Source organism: Pseudomonas sp. 21LCFQ010 (assembly GCF_024129905.1).
Classification (GTDB): Bacteria; Pseudomonadota; Gammaproteobacteria; order Pseudomonadales; family Pseudomonadaceae; genus Aquipseudomonas.
In genome coordinates this window covers 217982-237055 of the sequence record NZ_JAMYDZ010000002.1, presented here as the reverse complement: position 1 = coordinate 237055, position 19074 = coordinate 217982, and the positions used below count along the sequence as shown (strand labels likewise).

Genomic DNA, 19074 nt, shown 5'->3' with positions numbered 1-19074 from the left:
TCAATGATGCCGCCCTTTCGGCTGGCTATTCGATCAGGAAAAAACCGATTGGTTGAACGCGTAATGAAAATATTTTCAGTTTTTTCTGAAAATTCTTTTCGCTGCGCCGTCCTTTGCCTCGCAGCAACGACGAGATCAATTCTCACTCAGCAAAACAAGGCTCTCCGGAGCCTGTGGGGACATCGGATGAAACCGACTTATCAGCCAGCCCAGCGTCTGGCCCTGGCGATACGCAAGCACTTTAGCACTGGCGCACTGGGGCTGTGCCTGGCCGTGAGCAGCCAGTACCTGGCAGCCGCACCCGGCCAGACAGCCCGCGAGCCCATGCTGCAGGCCCGGCACAGCTTCGACATCTCGGTGCAGGAGCTGGCCAGCGCGCTGATCAGCTTCGGTCAACAGAGCGGCTTGCAAGTCACGATGGACCCGGCCCTGCTCGGCCAGCGCTACAGCCAGTCGGTAGTCGGTGAGATGAGCGCCGAACAGGCCCTGCAAAAGCTGCTGCGTGGCAGCGCGATTGGTTGGCGCTTTGAGCAGGGTACGCTGGTCTTCAGCCTGGAGCCCAGCGCACGGTTCGATGCGCCCATGGAGCTTAACAGCACCGTGGTACTCGGCACCCCGCAAGACAACGCCTTTCAGGGTGAGACGGTGATCAACCGCAAGGCGATCAAGGCCTTTCCCGGTGCCAACGGCGATATCACCACATTGCTGCGCATGCACCCCAGCGTGCAGTTCAATAATGCCCAGCAAAGCTCCAATGCCCCCGGTGAAATCGACCCGGCCGATATCAGCATCAATGGTGCCAAGTACTACCAGAACAACTTTATGATCGACGGGATCTCGATCAATAACGATCTGGATCCCGGTGAACACAGTTACGGCTCGATCCGCCAGTTCGATTCACCGCCCAGCCGCTCCCATGGCATTGCCCTGGACGCTGACCTGCTTGAAGAGGTGCGGGTTTACGATAGCAACGTCCCCGCCGAATATGGCGGTTTCAACGGCGGGGTGATCGATGCCATTACCCGCAAACCGAGCCGTCAACTGCACGGCAAACTCTCGGCCTCGATGACCCGCTCGCAATGGACCCGTTACCATATCAACGAGGCCGACCGGGAAAATTTCGCCTACTCGACCGACGAGCAGTATCAGCCAGATTTCGAAAAAACCACCGTGCGCGGCACGCTGGAAGGACACCTCACCGATGACTTTGGTGCCATCGTGAACTTCTCGCAAAAGCGCTCGACCATTGGCCTGAACACCAATGACAACGGCTACAGCAGCAGTACCGCGATGGCCAATCAGGATCAGACCCGGCGCATCGACAACTACCTGATCAAGACTTACTGGAACGTCAGCGACCGGCTGAGCCTCGATACCTCGCTGACCTACGCCCCGCAGGAGAACTATTACTTCTTTGCCAACCGTATCAATGGCGGCTTCGTCAATGAAAGCGGCGGCTGGCAAGGCAGCCTGAAATCGGTCTGGAGCGACGACACCTTCACCTGGACCAACAAGCTGGCGTTGACCAATGTCACCAGCTCGCGCGACTCCGATTCCGATTACTACATCAACTGGTACTACTCGGACGTGAAAAACTGGGGCAACCCCGACAGCAATACCGCCCGCAGTGCCGAAGGCAATTATGGCGATGTCGATCAGACCCAGCGTGGCGCTACCTGGACCTCCAAGGTCGACTGGCAACCGCTGGAGTTCGCCGGGCTGGAGCATCACCTCACCGTGGGCATCGACCTGTCACACCAGACCGCGACCTGGGAGCGTCTCAATGACGCCATGTCCGTCGGCACGCTGATTCGCGACAACGGCACCCGTTGCGACAATAACGATAGCCTGTGCTCGATTGGCCTCCTGATCAACGCAAATACCAGGCAGTACGCCACCCGCAGAGTGGATTACAGCGCTGGCAAGATTGAAATCAGCGAAAACAAGTATGCGCTGTTCATGCAAGACACATTCTCGATCGGTGACCTGACCCTGCGCCCCGGTGTGCGCCTGGAAGGTGACGACTACATGGAGAAGAAGACCATCGCACCGCGGTTTTCCGGCGACTACGACATCTTCGGCGACCGCAGCAGCGTGCTGGTATTTGGCGCCAACCGCTATTACGGCCGCAACCTTTACAAGTATCGCCTGGCTGACGGACGCGGCGCCCTGCAGACCAGCTGGGCACGCAACAGCCAGACCGGCACCTGGACAGGTACTCGATCACAGAACCTGAGCAAATTCTCGACCCTGGATATTCCCTATGACGATGAACTGACGCTGGGTCTTGAACAACGGTGGCTGAACAGCCAGTTCAGCCTCAAATACGTGTATCGCGAGGGTAAAGACAAGATCAACCGGGCCTATGGGCGGGTGCTGGGCGTGCCTGCCGAACCGGGCTATGACACCAACTACTTCAGTTACACCAACGAAGGGTCGAGCAAAAGCGACAACGTGACGCTGACGGTCACGCCCCTTGAAGAGCTCAAATGGCTGGGCAGCAGCACCAGCCTGCAACTGGCCTTGAACTGGCAGCGCACCCGAGATGCCTACGGCAACTACGACGACGCAATTACCGCCGAACTGCTAGATAACGACAAGGTGATGTATGAAGGCCGAGTGATCGACTATATCGATCTGCCGGCCAATAACTTCAACCGGCCGTGGAGTGCGCGCCTGACCGCGATCACCGAAATCCCGCAACTGAACCTGACGTGGAGCAACTTCCTGCGTTACCGGGGGGCCTACGACCAACTGATCGCCACCGGCGACGATGTCACGGTCGACGGGCAAGCGTACCAGCTGTTCGAAACCGCCCGCGTCAAAGCCGCCCCGACCTGGGACATGCGGGTGGATTGGGAACTGCCCACCGGCAAGGACCAGGCGCTGTTCATGGCGGTGGATATCACCAACGTGACCGACAAGGTCAACCCGATTGTCAGCAGCGGCGCGACCGCCAAGACCACCTATGAAGTCGGCCGCCAATACTGGCTTGAGGTCGGCTACCGCTTCTGATCGCCCGACCCTTTGCCCAAGCAGGGGCGCAAAGCCTCTGCCAAGACTGGAAATAACCTGATGAAAACAACAATCGCGAGCCTGTGCGGCTTGCTGTTGCTGGGCGGCTGCGCCCGGCTTGCGGTGGACGACCAGGCGCAGACCTGGGACCCGCGTGTGGTCCGCGGCCAGTTGCCCAACGGCCTGGAATACCGCCTGGTGCGCGAGGCCTCGCAACCGGGGCGCATCGATGTGCGCCTGACCGTGCGTGCCGGCTCCGTGGATGAAAGCGACCGGCAGGTCGGTGTTGCGCACCTGGTCGAGCATCTGAATTTCTATAACCACGGCAACGCCACTGACGACATTCGCCAGCGCATGAGCCAATGGGGCTGGGTCTCGGGCCGCCATTACAATGCCGTCACCAGCTACGACCGTACCCAGTACCTGCTCAGCCCCAGCGGCGGCGCGGCGCAAACCGAACAGGCCCTTCAGGCGCTGGCCACCCTGAGCCTGGCAGCCGATTACAACGCGGCCGATCTGGACCGCGAACGGCCCATCGTCATTGAAGAATGGCGCGGCGGCCTGGGCGTGGCGCAACGCATGAACGATCAGCGCACCGCTGCCCAGCGCATCGGCTCACGCTACCCGCAACATCGCACCATCGGCAACGAAGCGGCGATCCGCAGCGCCAGCCTGGAGCAGCTCAAGGCCTTCCAGCAGCGCTGGTATGTCCCTGATAACATGGTCCTGACCATCGTCGGTGACATCGACCCGGCTGCCCTGCCCGCACGCATCAAGCACTGGTTCGGCAACGCTGCATCGGTGCCATTGCCTGACCGAACCTGGCGCGAACTGACGCTGGACGAGCAACTGAAGATCGTGCGCCTGCAAGACAGCCAGAGCGGCAGCAATCAGCTGGCCCTGCTGTTTCGCCTGCATGAGCCAGGCAGCCGCGCGATAACCCGAAGCGGCGCACGCGAGCGGCTGATCGACCGCCTGACCCTGGCGGTGCTGGTCGACCAGTTGCGCCGCCAGCCACGTGACGCGGGGGTACGCAGCCTCAGCGTGCAGAAGAACCAGATCGGCGAATACTCCAGCGTGCTGGGCATCGCCGCCGGCGTCGAGGCTCAGGGCCATGACAACGCCCTGCGTCAGCTGTCGAGTGAAATCGAGCGCCTGCGCCGTTTCGGCCTGTTTGAGGCGGACATGCAGCGCGAAAAGAGCCGCATCCGCGAAATTGCCCAGGGCATGCTGCGCAACGACCCGCAGCGCAGTTTCGAGCAGTGGGTCAACCACCTCAACGACGCGGCGATCCAGGACCGCCTGGTGATGGACAAGCACCAGATTGCCCGGCAATACCTGACGATGCTCGACACCGTCAGCCTCGATGACCTCAATCAGCGCTTCAAGCGCTGGACCGACAGCGCCGACCGGGTACTGCAGTTGACCGCACCCGCCGACCAGAACCTGCCGCTGCCAGGCCAGGCCGAGGTGCAGGCGCTGCTGGCCGACGTGCGCAAGAGCACACTCCAGGCACCGCAACCGCTGCCGGCCCAGACCCATGAAGTGCAGGCCGCACTGCCGGCCCTGCCGGCGGTCGGCGCCAGCGGCAAGGTTGTCGAGCAACGCCGTTATGACGCAGAAAACGTCGAGTACTGGCGGCTGAGCAACGGCGACCGGCTGGTCTGGCTCAAACAGGCTGCCGCCAACGGCGGTATGCTCATGCAGGCCATGTCGGACGCCGGGTTTCACACTGGAGAGATTCCGGGCTGGCGCAGTCAGGTGGCGGCCCAACTGGGCCAGCAACAAGCACCGCAGGGCTGGAGCCAGGTGCAGTTCAAGCGCTGGCAGCGTGAACAGGGCATTCAGTTGACTCATGAACAGGCCGCCGATCATTGGCAGGTCAAGGTCTCGACCCTGGAACAAGCCAAAGACCTGCCGGCCGCCGAGCGTTTGCAGGCCATGCTGCACAGTTACCACCTGAGCCAGGCTGCGCTGGTGGTCGATGAACAAGCGTTGCAACAGCCTCGTGAACAACTGATGGACCAGGCGGCGCCCAAACGCGAGAGCGTTCGCGCTCAGCAGCAACAGACCCTCAATGCCCTGCGCCATGCTGCCGGGCACGATCAAGTGCCCACTGTCAGCGAGCTGGAGCAGCTCAGTGCCGAGCAGCTTGCCAGCGACTGGCAGCGCCTGACCCAGGCGCCGGTCACCCATTACCTGATGGCCGGTGTCGATGCTGCGGTCTTGCAGCCGCTGGTCGAGCAACACCTGGCCAGTATCCCGCGCGGCGCCGCGCTGCACAGCCAGCCGTTCAGGCAACGCAGCGGCCGACACGTCAAAACCCTGGACATCGGTATCGAGCCACGCACCCAATTGCAGGCCTACAGCTACCGCCAACAACCCTGGACACCGGAGGATGCCGCACGCATCTCGGCCCTGCAAACCCTGGCCCAGGCAGCGTTGAAGCAGCAACTGCGCAGTGAAGCAACGGGCGTCTATTCGCTGACCTTCGAAACCAGCCTGAACCCGCGCAGCCAGCGTATTGAAACCCGGCTTAACTTCTACACCGACCCGGCGCGGGCCGACGAATTATGGCAGCTGGCGCGCCAGACCCTGGCCCGCCTGCCCGACAACCTGGACCGCCAGGCAGTGACCAGGTTACGCAATGCCTTGCTGCGAGAAGAGCGAGCCCGGCGCAGTGACGCCCAGACCCAGTTGCGCCGGCTGATTCTCAGCGATCAACAGTGGGGCGACCCGCGCTACCTGAGCCAGCAACAGCAACTGCCCGAAGCCCTGACCCACGCCGACCTCAAGCGTCTGGCCGGGCAGTTGTTCGATGAGCGCAATATGGTGCTGCTGCGCCTGAATCCGGCACCTGCCGGGGTGGCCGGGCGATGAAGACCCTGCGCACCTTTTGGACGCTGGCGCGCCCCTACTGGCTGGACCGCCGTCAGTGGCTGTCATGGGTGCTGTTGCTCAGCGTGATCGGCCTGGGCCTGATGGTGGTGCAGATCAACCTGTGGATCAACGCCTGGAGCAAGACCTTCTACGATGCGCTGGGCGAGTTCAACACCGCAGCGCTGTACGGGCTGATGCTGCAATACAGCCTGTACATCGGCCTGTACGTGATTGCAGTGGTCTACATCGAATGGCTGCGCCGCGCCCTGGTGCTGCGCTGGCGCCGGGCGCTGACACACAGCATGCTCGACGCCTGGTTCAAGGACCAGGCCTACTATCGGCTGGGCTTGGGGGGTGAACCGGACAACCCCGACCAGCGGATTGCCGAAGACATCGAGACGCTGACCAACCGCAGTGTCGAACTGGTCGCCTCGCTGGTCATCAACGTGGCTCAGGTCGGGGCCTTTCTGGTGGTGCTATGGAATCTGTCGGGGGTGTTGAAGTTCGAACTGTTCGGCCGCCCCTGGGAGCTGCACGGCTATCTGGTATGGGTCGCGGTTGCCTACAGTGTGCTCGGCACCCTGTTTACCCATTACCTGGGCCATCACCTGCACCGGCTCAATTACCAGCAACAGCAGGCCGAAGGCGATTTTCGCGCCAGCCTGCTGCGCAAACGTGAACACGCCGAGCAGATCGCCCTGTACCGTGGCGAGGCGGCTGAAAAACAGCAATTGCATAACAGCTTCGAGGGCATTGCCCGCAACTGGTGGCAATTGATGGAGCGGGTGCGCAAGCTGCAATTTTTCACCGAAGGCTACGACCGGGTCAGCCGCATCGTACCGGTGTTTGCCGCCCTGCCGGCCTTCCTGGCCAAGACCGTGACCCTGGGCGGGCTGATGCAGATTCGCAGCGCCTTCAGCGCCGTGCAGCAATCGCTGAGCTGGTTTGTCGATGTGTATCACCGGCTGATGATGGTCAGTGCGGCGGTCGAACGGCTGGGCCAGTTTCAGCAAGCCATCGACGCGACCCGCTGGCAGGCCTGCGATTGCCCACGCGGCGCAGTGCTGCGGCTGGACAACCTGAGCGTGCAACTGGCCGATGGCCGGTCGCTGCTGAACAACCTCAATCTGGTCGCCGGCCCCGGTCAGTGGCTGCGTCTGGAAGGCCGCAGCGGGCTGGGCAAATCCACCTTGCTGCGCACCCTGCAAGGTTTATGGCCCTGGTACCGCGGCCGCTGGCAACTGCCCGGTGGCAGCAGCCTGTTACTGCCGCAGCAGCCCTACCTGCCACCGTTGCCGCTGCGTCAGTTGCTGGCCTACCCGGCCAGCGACTGCCCGGCCGACGAGCGCCTGATCGAGGTATTGCGACTGGTCGGTCTGAATCAGCTGAGCGAGCGCCTCGGTGAACAGGCCGAATGGGGCCGGGAACTGTCAGGCGGTGAACAGCAACGCTTGGGCATCGCCCGCGCCCTGCTCTACGCCCCCCAGACCCTGTACCTTGACGAGGCCACCAGCCAGCTTGACGAGCCAGCGGCCTGCCAGTTGCTGACCACCCTACGCCAGGCACTGCCCGACACGCTGGTGGTCGGCATCAGCCATCAGCCCGGCGTGGCCCGGTTATTCACCCGCACCGTGACCTTGCACGGTCACGCCAGCGCCCAGCCAGCGCCTGCCTACCACTGATGGCTGTAGCCAACGGTCAGCACTGTGCCCGGTGCTGGCAGGTGGCTGGTGTTGTTGCTGCTGCGCATCAACTGACTGTACAGCGGGTAGTAGTCACGGTTGAACAGGTTCTGGATGCCAACGCTGATCTGATTGTCCGGGCTGAGTTTGTAACGGCTGATCAGGTCGACTGTGGTGTAGCTGTCCACCTCGCGGCGGCCAAAGCTGGCCTGACCGTTGAGGCGATAGTCTTGGCTGCCGATGTAGGTGGCCTGCAAGCGATTGCTCCACGCCTCGCCTGGCTGGTACTGCACGTAGGCGGTCAGCTTGACCGGCGGCACCCGGTAGCCGGTCATGTCCTGCCAGTCGCCGTTGGTCGGCTGCTCGCGGCCCTTCATCCAGGTCAAGGTGCCGCCCACACCCCAGACCTCATCGCTGGCCAGCCAGTCGGCGCTGGCCTCGACACCATGGATACGCTCTTTGGTACGGGTCAGGATCAGACCATTGTTGAAGCTCTGCACATCGCCGAGTTTCGAGGTGGTATAGAACAGCGCCAGCGACGCCAGGGTCTGGCTGCCCAGCGCGCCACGCCAGCCCAGTTCATAATTGTTGGTCTTGACCGGCTCCAGATCGGAAGCACTGATATCGAAACCGCGCCGGGCGTTGCGCATCTGCACCCCGATATCCGGCAACTGGAAGCCCTGGCTGAACGCGGCGTAGATTTCCTGGCCGGCGACCGGCGAATAGACCACCCCGAGGTTGCCCAGCAGGTCGTCATAACGAATCTTGCCGCCATCGATGCTGGCCGGGCTGGCATTGCGGATTTCCGAGAGCGGTATGAAATCACTGAACTCGGCGGTGGCGTACTCGTAACGCAAGCCGCCATCGATGGACCATTGGTCATTGAAGCGGTGCTGCAACTGAGCAAACGCGCCGGTACTGATGGTGGTCAGGTCAGGCATGTAGGTCAGCCGGCCGACCTTGTCGAAATGTCGCGCGCCGCTGGCGTCATAGGCGGCCGCGTCAAAGATATCCAGCGGCATGTCGCTGCGCTCATGGTTGAGGTCAGCGCCCCAGACCAGTTCGGTGCTTTCACCCAGCGGGGTGCGCAGGGTCAGGCGGCTGCCGAAGATCTCACTGTTCTGCATCACTTGGTCGACAAACCGCCCACGGGTCGCCACCGCCCGTGCATCGAAGGGGGTGAAGCGGGTGTAGTAGTCGCGGTAATAGACTTGCGCCGCCAGCCTGGAGCCCCACAGGTCATCATGCTCATAGCTGAGGTTGGCCAGGGTGTTGCGGATCTGGTTCTGCTCATCGAGCCGCAGGCCATCGAGCAACCGGGCCGGCACCGAGCCTGGCGGTAATGCCGCCACCGATGGATCGGAACCGTAGTCACTGTCCTGCTCAGCGTGGTAATGGCTGACCGCAAGCTGTAAACGCTGCTGCTCGTCCAGACGCAGGCCCAGTTTGCCGCCGATGTTCCAGGCGTTGGAGTCAAACAGATCGCCCTGACTCGGCTCCGGGGCGATCCGCCGGCCGTTGGCATCGAAGGCGCCACCGATATGCCGGGTACCGAAGTCCAGGGCGTAATCGACCACGCCCTGGGAACCGGCGACATGGTGCTGCAATTCGCCGCCCAGGCTGTCTTTGTCAAGCCGGCTCAGCGAAGCGTTGCCACTCAGGGTGGTCTGCGCACGGGGCTCGCCACCGGCCGGGCGAGTGGTGATATTGACGATCCCGCCAGTGGCCCCGGCGCCGTAGATCGCGCTGCTGCCATGAATGACCTCGACCCGCTCGATCAGTGCCGGGTCAAGACTGGCAAGGTTGCGCGAAGAATCACGGTTGGTGTTGAGCGGCACACCATCGACCAGGACCAGCATGGTCCGGCCTCGCAAGGTCTGGCCGTAATCGGTGATGGTCCGGCTGGAGTCGGCCATGCCGGGAATGCTCTTGGCCAGGACACCGGCCAGGTTATCGCTGCCGTGACGCAAGGTCTGTAATTGCTCACCCTCAATGACGTTGACCTGCCGGGCCTGAGGCACCAGCTGGCTGGCGGTGCGCGAGGAAGTGACCTCCAGCGGGGCAAGCTCGACCTGGCGGGTGGCCGAGGGTGCGCCAGGCAGCGCGGCAGATGCTTGAGCCGGTACCACGATGTAGGTGTTGTCATCCTGCTGGCGGGCCTCAAGGCCGCTGTCACCGAGCAACTGCTGCAGGGCCTGGGAAGTGGTGTAGCGCCCGCGCAAGGCGGCGGCCTGCCGACCGCTGACCACGTCGCTGGACAACACGATCTGGGCACTGGACTGGCGGGCCAGAGCGTTGAGCGACTGCTCCAGCGAGGCGGCCGGCAGGTCGAAGCTGAGCGGCTCGCCAGCCTGGGCCAACGACGACAAGCCAAGCATCAGGCTGCTGGCCAACAGGGAAAGACGCAAGGTCGGGGTGGTCACAGGGGCTTCTCCAGAAAAGACAGGGTTCCTGAAGACAGCCGCCACAGCAGGCACGCAACCCTACCTGCGGCTTATTTATTTTTTCACAGCGCGGCGGTTCAGCACTGGCGAGCCATCGGCGGCGCGGCTCAGCTCGACCGGCAGGACCTTGGGCAGCAGGCTCAGCAGGTAGTCCAGCCGTTGGCTATCGAAGCTGCCGGTGACCGGCAGTGGCGCCAGGCCCGGGTCGCCAAGCGCAATTGGCTGGCCAGTGTGGCGTTCAATGGCATCGAGCACTTCGCCCAGCGGCGTGCGATCAAACACCAACCGGCCGTCAGTCCAGGCGCCAACGCCCTGGACATCGACTGCGCCGGGTGCGGTGACCCGGCCATGGCTGACCAGCACCTGCTGGCCCGCCACCAGAGCCACGGCGCTGTCTGCACCTGCCACCCTGACCTTGCCCTGCTCAACGCTGACACGCGCATCATCGCCATGCCGGCTGACGTTGTAACGGGTGCCCAGCACGCTGATCTGCGCGGCACCGGCCTGTGTCTGGAATGGCCGGTAGGTGGCCGGCGCGACCTCGAACAGCGCCTGACCGGCCAGCAGCTGCACACGGCGGCTGCGCAGATGCCAGCCCACCGTGACCTGGCTGGCGCCATCAAGGGTCACGACGCTGCCATCGGCCAGTGCCAGGCGCTGCAACTGGCCACGGGCAGTGGCGTACTGCTCGGTGCGATAGGCCGGGTCCAGCCACCACAGACCGGCGGCCAGACCGAGGATCATCAAGCCGATGCCAAGGGTGGCGGGCGCCGGCCGGAGGTTTTTCTTCACCGGCGAAGGCAGCGGGAAACGCTGTTTGAGTTGCTCGCGGTGGCGGGCGATGGCGTGCTCGGCAGCCGTCGGTTCAGTGTGTTGCGAAACGGCTCGGGTCATGAAGAGGCACTCGTCTGGTCCAGCCATTGCAGGCACTTGCGCATGCCCACCTTGAGATGCTTTTCCACCGCCTTGACGGAGATCCCCATCCGCTCGGCCACTTCCTGCTGCGACAGCTCATGGAGTTTGTGCATCACGAACACCTGCTGGCAACGCAGCGGCAAGCGTTCGATGGCCGCGCATAACTGTTCCAGTTCGACACCTGCCGCATGGTGACGCTCCGGCCCTGGCGCCTGGCTGTGAATGTCGGGCAACTGCGCCTGGTCGTCGACCCACGCCTGGCGCCGGCGCTCGCTGCGGTAGTGGCTGACAGCGCGGTCATGGGTGATCTTGCGCAACAACGCCAAGGGCACTTTGACCCCGTCCTTTTCTGGCGCTTCGAGCAGTTGCAGGCACACATCATGGACCACTTCACGCGCCGCATGCCGGTCACCGAAACGGCGGCGCAGCGAATCCACCAGATCGTCATAGTGATGAACCAGCCAGGCAACCAGAGTCGATGGGGTCGGTGTACGGGACACAATCGCAAGCCACGCAGTGAACGGCTCGCAAATATAAGTGAGAACTCTTTTCAATTGAAGCTTTAGTCGCGATTTGTAATTGCCACTGCAAAACCTGGCACGGCGCGCTGGCTCTGATGAGCCAAGGCGCAGCCCGACGGGCTCGAAGGCCGCGCCAGAGCCTTTTAGCGCTAGAAGTCATCATACAATTGCGAGGTTTTTATCCCTTTTTCTCTGCGTCAGCGGCGAAAAAAGCATATTCACAACGAGAAAAAATAGATTATTACAAATGTCATCACACAACATGGGTTGACATACCCCCTTCCAGGCCCGAATAATCGGCCCACGTTGTATGACAACTTACGTTGCAAGGCCCCCAATAATTACAAGCAGGCCACCATGCCCCTCACCCGCATCTACATCGAGCAATGCATTTATCGCAGCGTCACGCCTGTACTCGCGATCGCTCCTGCGCGGCCCCGGCTCGTCTCACGTGGACCTGTTTCCTTTTCGAGCAGTCGGGTGCCTCCTCGCACCCGTCACAGCGGATCAGTAGTGGCGACGCTGTCCAGGCTGTTTTTGCTCGCTTTACCCATGGCACCTCTAAAAACTACCTGCTGGCTGGACGCCTGCGGCGCTACGCGCGCCATCGCTGCGCTGGCTGCCTCGCCCAGGTTTTTAGAGGCACCCTCCAGCACCACCACCAGCAGCAGCCTGCCCTGTCCGGCGTGGCGTGCAGCCGCTTAAGGCGCGTACTGCGCCTGAGTCCTGCGCAGCCTCATGCGGCTGTTGTTCAAATGCAGGTACATCGCCGCACGGGCGGCATCGGCATCGCTGTTGGCGATCGCATCAAAGATTTGCCGATGCTCATCGTTGATCCCCTGCAGGTAGGCACGCCGGTCACTTTGCCCGGTGTAGGCGGAGTTCATCCGGGTTCGCGGAATCAGCTTGGTGCCCAGGTGCTTCATGATGTCGATCAGGTAAACATTGCCGCTGGCCTTGGCGATTTTCAGATGGAACTGGAAGTCGGCATTGATGGTGCTGCCGGATTTCTCCGGACCTTCGAGCAAGGCGTCGAAGGCGCGTTTGAGCTCCTGCAGGTCCTCGGGGCTGCGCCGCTCGGCAGCCATGCCGGCGGCTTCGACTTCAAGGCTGAGGCGAAACTCCAGAAGGTTGAGTACGTCTGCCAGGGTGGCGATGGTCGCCGGCCCCACGCTGAAACCTTCCGGGGCCGGCATGTCCAGCACAAAGGTCCCGACCCCGTGGCGGGTTTCGACCAGCCCGGCGGCCTGCAGGCGCGACAGGGCATCACGCACCACCGTGCGACTGACACCTTCGGCCTGCATGATGTGGACTTCGGCGGGCAGCTTTTCCCCACGCTGCAGTTCGCCGCTGCGCATCCGCTGGGCGAAGCGGTCTACCAGGCTTTCGGCCAGACGGCGATGGTTCTTTTGCGAGATCAGGAGGTTGTCGGACATTGCAGCCTCGTTTTTGTCGAATGCGCGAGTATAGGCCGGCATGCTGGCAAACATGTGAAAAGGTCGTCAGACCACCGGTCCTTCATTTAGCTAAAATACCTCATCAGTGCGGTTATAATCCGCTCCCCTACAGGATCCGACCCATAGACATGGACCACTCTTCTTCGCCTCCAGGGCAGCGCAAGAAAAACCTGACCCAGCAACTGGTTGCCGAGTTTTCCCGCAAAATCCGCGAAGGCGAGATCCAGAGCGGCGAAAAGCTGCCTACCGAGCAAGTCCTCACCCGCGAAAACGGGGTCAGCCGCACGGTAGTGCGCGAAGCCATGGCACGCTTGCAGGCCGAAGGGCTGGTAGAAACCCGCCACGGTATTGGCACGTTCGTGGTCGATGCCACTGCCCCGCGCAGCGCGCTGGCCGACGCGCCACCACAGGCCGCCGGCAGCCCTCAGGATGCGACCGCCATTCTTGAACTGCGCCTGAGCCTGGAGCCTGAAGCCGCCGCGCTCGCTGCCCGGCGGCGCAGCACCGAACAGCTGGCGAACATCGAACAGGCGCTCAGCGACCTGCAGAACTGCGCCGCGCGTGGCGCAGACACGGTAAAGGCCGACCATGAGTTTCATCGCAGCATCGCGCTGTGCACCGACAACAGCTTTTTCATTGATGTGATGAACCAGCTGGGCAGCAGTACCCTGCCACGTGTCGGCGTCGGTTTCGGCAATCTGCCGGTCGCGGCTGACAGCGGCGACCCCGGCGCCCAGACCCGCGAGCAAGAGCAGATCTACAGCGCCATTGCCCTGCAAGACCCGGAAGCCGCCAGGGCCGCGATGCGCCTGCATTTGCGCAACGGCCTGCTGCGGGTGTCGGGCAAACATTAGGCTGCCCATTAGCCACTCACTGGCAGATCGTTTACCATGCCAGCCCGCCGGTTCAGCCAAGGCTGACCGGCAGTCGTCTGGCTGCCTGCGCAAAGGCCATGTCCCTGCCCTCCCCCTCTGTGTGTCTGTACGTATGAGCTACCCACACCCTGTCGCCAGCTGCGCTGATTCGTGCCAATGAGGCTGTCGATTCTGGCGCTGCATGTCCTCTGGGTCAGCGCGTTGTTGCTGGCAGCCGTGATTGCCGGTGCCGCGATTGGCGAAACCCGCATCAGCCCCGAGGTGGTCAGTCAGATTCTGGCCAACAAGCTGTGGAATGCCGGTTACCCGGTGGACCCCATCGATGAAGGGATCATCTGGAACTACCGCCTGACCCGTGCGATTGTCGCCGCGGCCTGCGGTGCCGGGCTGGCTATCTCCGGGGTGGTATTGCAGTCGCTGCTGCGCAACCCGCTGGCCGAGCCCTACTTGCTGGGTATTTCCGCTGGCGCCTCGACCGGCGCAGTGCTGGTTGCCCTGCTCGGTATCGGTGCCGGGGCCATTTCACTGTCGGCCGGCGCATTTGTCGGCGCCATGGCCGCCTTCGCCATGGTCGCGTTGCTGGCTCGCGCCTCACAAGGCGCTGCGGCTGCCAGTCATATCATTCTTGCCGGGATCGCCGGCTCTCAGCTTTTCAATGCGCTGACCTCGTTCATGATCACCAAGTCGGCCAGTTCCGAGCAGGCCCGCGGCATCATGTTCTGGCTGCTGGGCAATCTCAGCGGCGTACGCTGGCACTCGGTGGCCCTGGCGGTGCCGGTGGTGCTGGTCGGGTTGCTGGTCTGCGTCTGGCATCGGCGGGCGCTGGATGCGTTCATGTTCGGCAGCGACTCGGCGGCCTCGCTGGGCATTGCGGTACGGCGGGTACAGATCATGCTGATTGGCTGCGCGGCGCTGGTGACCGCGGTGATGGTCTCGATCGTCGGCTCGATTGGCTTCGTCGGCCTGGTGATTCCCCACGCCATACGCATGCTGGTTGGCGTGCGCCACGCCCGGCTGATACCGCTCAGCGCCTTGTGCGGGGCGTTGTTTCTGATTGCCGCCGATGTCCTGTCGCGTACCCTGATCAAGGGCCAGACCCTGCCCATCGGGGTCATTACCGCACTGATCGGCGCACCGGTTTTTGCGCTGATTCTGATTCGCGGCAACCGCTCACGATGAACGCCTTTTCCACACCACTGGACACCCCGGCGCTGAGCTGCACGGCGCTGAGCTATGGCATCAAGGGCCAGCTGCTGTTGCAGGAGGTCAGCCTCAGTGTGATACCGGGAGAGACCCTGGGCTTGGTCGGCCCCAACGGCTCGGGAAAATCGACTCTGCTCAAGCTGTTGTCCGGCATCCAGGCGGCGTCAGCTGGCGACGTGCAGCTGGGCGGCGAGCCGCTGCAGAAGCTGGGACGACGCAACGTTGCCCAGCGCTTGGCGGTGGTCGAGCAACAGGCGCAAACCGCCGACCACATTACGGTGCGCGATGTCGTGGAACTGGGACGAACGCCCTGGCTGTCGGCACTGCAACCCTGGGGGGCTGATGACCAACGAATCGTCCAGCAAGCGATGACCGATGTAGACCTGCTGCATCTGGCCGGCCGCCAGTGGCAGACGCTGTCCGGCGGTGAACGCCAGCGCACGCATATCGCCCGTGCCCTGGCCCAGCAACCGCAAGTGCTGCTACTGGATGAGCCGACCAATCATCTGGACATCCAGCATCAGCTCAATATTCTCGGGCGGGTCAAGCGCTTGTCGCTGACCACCGTGATCGCCCTGCACGACCTGAATCAGGCTCTGGAATGCGACCGCCTGGCCCTGCTCCACAACGGACGGCTGGTGGCGCTGGGCAAACCACTTGACGTGTTGACCCCGGAACGCCTGCGCAGCGCCTTTGGCGTGCAGGGCCACTGGCTGACCGACCCGCTGGACGGCAGCCAGATCCTGCGTTTGCGCCCGCTTTAAGGCAGTTGGCAGCCCTTCTTCTTCAGGCTTTCGATCACCCAGGAACGGTCATTGGTGCCCTCGGCAATCTGCTCCAGCTGTTTTTGCTCGGCACCGTGTTTGGCCGCCGCACGCTCGTAGACCTCAGCGACCTGGTCGTAAGGTACACACAGCAGGCCGTCTTCATCACCGATCACCAGGTCACCGGCCTCGATCACCATGCCGTCGATGGCAATCGGCACGTTGATTTCGCCCGGCCCATCCTTGTAAGGACCGCGGTGCGAGATACCGGCAGCGAACATCGGGAAATCACCGGCACCGATGGCGCCTGCGTCACGAATCGCACCGTTGATCACGATACCCGCCACACCGCGCTTGACCGCGTAGGCCACCATCATTTCACCGATCAATGCGTTGCTCAGATCGCCGCCGGCATCGACAACGATCACGTCGCCTGGCTGGGCGATGTCGATTGCGTAATGCAGCATCAGGTTATCGCCCGGCCGCGCCTTGACGGTCAGCGCAGGACCGGCCAGCACGCCTTCGCGGTGCATGGGGCGCAGTCTGGCGCCACCGGCTGTCATGCGGTTCATCGAATCGCTGACATTGGCAACCGGCACCTCGCGATAGCGCTCAACCCATTCGGCACTGACTTTGCGGGCCTGCTCCAGCACTCTGAATCCAATGCTCATTCTGATGTTCCTCTGTTGGTCTTGTAAGGGAATCTCCGCGGGCAAGCGAAGCTATTTTCAGAATGGCATTTCATTTTTTATATTTCAATAGTGATAAAAGCAGAATATCGAGCTTAAAAAAGACCGAAATAGGCAATATTGAAACGATGTTCTATTGTGTTAGGGTATTCATCGTCCGACCGTTGCCCACTGGCAGCGTCTCAAGACACCGACAACAACAAGGTGTAACCATGACCCGTACCATTGTGCTGACCGGCCCGGCACTCACTGCCGAAGCCATGAACCACGCTGCCGCCCATGGCGTCAGAGTGATCCCGACCACGCCGTATGCCGCCGACGAACTGCTCGCGGTGATCCGCGCCGAACAGCCGGATGCAATCATTGTTCGCCAGGGCAAACTGACCCGCGAAATGATCGAAGCGTCGAGCAAGCTGTCGATCATTGCCAAGCACGGCGTGGGCTACGACACCATCGATATCCAGGCAGCGGCCGACAACCAGGTGCCGGTCACCATCGCGCTGGGCGCCAATGCGCAATCGGTGGCCGAGCATGCCTTTGCCCTGATGTTCAGCGTGGCGCGCCAGACCGCGCTGCTCGATGCGCGGATGCGCGACGGTCATTGGGACAAAACCACAGCCAACGGCGTGGAGCTGTTCGGCAAGACCCTCGGCCTGGTGGGCCTGGGTTCGATCGGCGGGATCCTGATGGACCTGGTTGCACCGCTGCGCATCAAGGTCAAGGTCTATGACCCCTTCCTCAAACAGTTGCCCGAGCGCGAACATGTCGAACGCGAGGAAGACTTCGATCGCCTGCTGCAAGATTGCGACATCATCAGCCTGCACTGCCCGCTGACTGACCACAATCGCAAGCTGTTCGGCGCCGATCAATTCAAGCGCATGCGCCCCGCAAGCCTGTTGATCAACACCGCCCGTGGTGAGCTGATCGATACCGAGGCACTGATCCAGGCCCTCAGCGAGCGGCAGATTGGCGGCGCCGGCCTGGACACCTTCCACCCCGAGCCATTGCCAGCCGACAGCGCACTGTTCGGCCTGCCGAACGTCGTGGTCACCCCGCACGTGGGTGCCAATACCACCGAGGCACGTGACCGGGTCGGCCTGCTGGCCCTGCAACAGATTATCGGCCTGTGGAACGGCAGCGCGCCCGAGCCACGTGCGGTGGTCAACCGTCACCTGCTTGACAACTGATTACCCACAGCGTTAATGCGCTCCTGACGGCCGATGCCAGGGAGCGCCCGTGATACTCCATAAAAACAACAGCGGAGAGCCCCATGACCTCAGCCACTGATTCGCCAAGCGAGCTTGAACGCTCAACCATGCGCCGGGTTGCCTGGCGCATCCTGCCCTTCCTGATCGTTTGCTACCTGATCGCGATCATCGACCGCGGCAACATCGGCATGGCCGCGCTGCAGATGAACGAAGACCTGGCGCTGTCCGCCAAGGTGTTCGGTTTCGCCAGCAGCCTGTTCTTCTTCGCCTACTTCCTGGTTGAAGTGCCCAGCAACCTGGCCATGCAAAAGTTCGGCGCCAGGATCTGGATCGCCCGGATCATGATCACCTGGGGCCTGATCTCGGCCGGCACCGCCTTTGTTCAGGGCGCCAACTCACTGTACGTGATGCGTTTTCTGCTCGGCGCCGCCGAAGCGGGCTTCTTTCCCGGCGTGTTGCTGTACCTCACCTACTGGCTGCCATCGGCGTATCGCGGGCGCATGGTTGCGCTGTTCATGGTGGCGATTCCGGCCGCCAACTTCATCGGCTCACCGCTGTCAGGCCTGTTGCTGAGCCTCGATGGCTGGCTGGGCATGCGCGGCTGGCATTGGCTGTTCATCCTCGAAGGTATTCCGGCCGTGCTGCTGGGCATCGCCTGCCTGTTCGTGCTGACCGATAAACCCGAGCAGGCCAAATGGCTGACTGACGAGCAGCGCAACTGGCTGGTCCAGCGGATCGCGCAAGAGAACGCCGGAAAAAAAGCCATCGGCCACATGTCGCTGTGGAAACTGCTGCGCCACAAGGACATCTGGGTCATGGCGCTGATCTATTCCGGTGCTTCGGCAGCCGGCAGCACCCTTAGCGTATGGGGTCCGCAACTGCTCAAGTCGTTCGGCCTGACGTCCATGGAAGTCGGCCTGGTCAACGCCATTCCTTATGGCCTGGCGTCGATTCTGATGATCGTCTGGGGCCGCAGCTCGGACCGCTCCGGCGAGCGTCGCTGGCACACCGCGTGCACCCTGCTGCTGATCTCGGTCGGCTTGTTGATGACCCTGTTCACCACCAACCTGGCCTTGACCGTGTTGATGTTGAGCCTGGTACTGATCGGTGCCTACTCGATGAAAGGCCCGTTCTGGGCGCTGGCGTCGGGCTGGTTGTCGTCATCGACGGCGGCAGCGGGCCTGGCGGCCATCGGCGCAATGGCCAACCTGATCGGTGGCGGCATCATGGTCAACGTCTACGGCGCGATCCATGACGCGAGCGGCAGCCACTCGCTGGCACTGATGCCACTGGCGGCGCTGTGCGCGGTGGGTGCATTCCTGGTGGTGGTCATGGGCCGCAAGCGTCAGGCCGAAGCGGCTGCCCAGGACAAGACAGCCACCAGCCATTAGTCAAGCGCAACAGCGAGCAGCCGCTGTCGG

General features: G+C 62.6%; 13 protein-coding genes. 8 read left to right on the top strand and 5 right to left on the bottom strand.

Annotation, left to right across the window (positions count from 1 at the left end; all coding sequences use genetic code 11):
• The first annotated feature begins 186 nt into the window (after positions 1-186).
• From NJC38_RS03860 to NJC38_RS03850, 3 genes are read left to right on the top strand one after another with little or no spacing between them, the layout of a single operon-like run.
• Positions 187-3015, top strand: a complete 2829-nt coding sequence (locus tag NJC38_RS03860; RefSeq protein ID WP_253111701.1) for a TonB-dependent receptor — start codon at positions 187-189, stop codon at positions 3013-3015.
• A gap of 60 nt (positions 3016-3075) precedes the next feature.
• A complete protein-coding gene (locus NJC38_RS03855; RefSeq protein WP_253111700.1) occupies positions 3076-5895 on the top strand; it encodes a M16 family metallopeptidase in 2820 nt (939 codons plus the stop codon).
• Positions 5892-7577: an ABC transporter ATP-binding protein/permease gene (locus tag NJC38_RS03850; RefSeq protein WP_253111699.1), complete on the top strand. Its 1686-nt coding sequence runs from the start codon at positions 5892-5894 to the stop codon at positions 7575-7577. Before NJC38_RS03855 ends, NJC38_RS03850 begins: the two co-directional genes overlap by 4 nt.
• Here NJC38_RS03850 and NJC38_RS03845 read toward each other — a convergent pair.
• From NJC38_RS03845 to NJC38_RS03830, 4 genes are all read right to left on the bottom strand, one after another.
• The gene (locus NJC38_RS03845) at positions 7568-9955 is read right to left on the bottom strand and encodes a TonB-dependent receptor (RefSeq protein ID WP_253111856.1); all 2388 of its coding nucleotides are present in this window, start codon (positions 9953-9955) and stop codon (positions 7568-7570) included. The genes NJC38_RS03850 and NJC38_RS03845 overlap by 10 nt on opposite strands.
• A gap of 120 nt (positions 9956-10075) precedes the next feature.
• Entirely contained in the window at positions 10076-10915 is an 840-nt protein-coding gene (locus NJC38_RS03840; protein WP_253111698.1) for a FecR family protein, read from the bottom strand.
• The gene (locus NJC38_RS03835) at positions 10912-11436 is read right to left on the bottom strand and encodes an RNA polymerase sigma factor (RefSeq protein ID WP_253111697.1); all 525 of its coding nucleotides are present in this window, start codon (positions 11434-11436) and stop codon (positions 10912-10914) included. Before NJC38_RS03835 ends, NJC38_RS03840 begins: the two co-directional genes overlap by 4 nt.
• Before the next feature lie 722 nt (positions 11437-12158).
• Positions 12159-12893 carry a FadR/GntR family transcriptional regulator gene (locus NJC38_RS03830; RefSeq protein WP_045494978.1) on the bottom strand — a complete coding sequence of 245 codons (735 nt, stop codon included), beginning with the start codon at positions 12891-12893 and terminating at the stop codon, positions 12159-12161.
• 149 nt (positions 12894-13042) lie between these two features.
• Between NJC38_RS03830 and NJC38_RS03825 the strand changes: the two genes are divergently transcribed.
• The 3 genes from NJC38_RS03825 (at position 13043) to NJC38_RS03815 (ending at position 15756) form a co-directional block, all read left to right on the top strand.
• Positions 13043-13768: a FadR/GntR family transcriptional regulator gene (locus NJC38_RS03825; protein ID WP_253111696.1), complete on the top strand. Its 726-nt coding sequence runs from the start codon at positions 13043-13045 to the stop codon at positions 13766-13768.
• Positions 13769-13945: 177 nt separating this feature from the next.
• Complete coding sequence (locus tag NJC38_RS03820) at positions 13946-14968, top strand: iron chelate uptake ABC transporter family permease subunit (protein WP_045492425.1); 1023 nt, start codon at positions 13946-13948, stop codon at positions 14966-14968.
• Positions 14965-15756: an ABC transporter ATP-binding protein gene (locus tag NJC38_RS03815; protein ID WP_253111695.1), complete on the top strand. Its 792-nt coding sequence runs from the start codon at positions 14965-14967 to the stop codon at positions 15754-15756. Before NJC38_RS03820 ends, NJC38_RS03815 begins: the two co-directional genes overlap by 4 nt.
• Here the strand turns inward: NJC38_RS03815 and NJC38_RS03810 are convergent.
• Positions 15753-16427, bottom strand: a complete 675-nt coding sequence (locus NJC38_RS03810; protein ID WP_045492429.1) for an RraA family protein — start codon at positions 16425-16427, stop codon at positions 15753-15755. The genes NJC38_RS03815 and NJC38_RS03810 overlap by 4 nt on opposite strands.
• 230 nt (positions 16428-16657) lie before the next feature.
• On the opposite strand from NJC38_RS03810, the gene NJC38_RS03805 reads away from it, so the two are divergent.
• A complete protein-coding gene (locus NJC38_RS03805; RefSeq protein WP_253111694.1) occupies positions 16658-17632 on the top strand; it encodes a hydroxyacid dehydrogenase in 975 nt (324 codons plus the stop codon).
• An 83-nt stretch (positions 17633-17715) separates the two neighbouring features.
• Positions 17716-19044: an MFS transporter gene (locus NJC38_RS03800; RefSeq protein WP_253111693.1), complete on the top strand. Its 1329-nt coding sequence runs from the start codon at positions 17716-17718 to the stop codon at positions 19042-19044.
• Positions 19045-19074 lie beyond the last annotated feature (30 nt).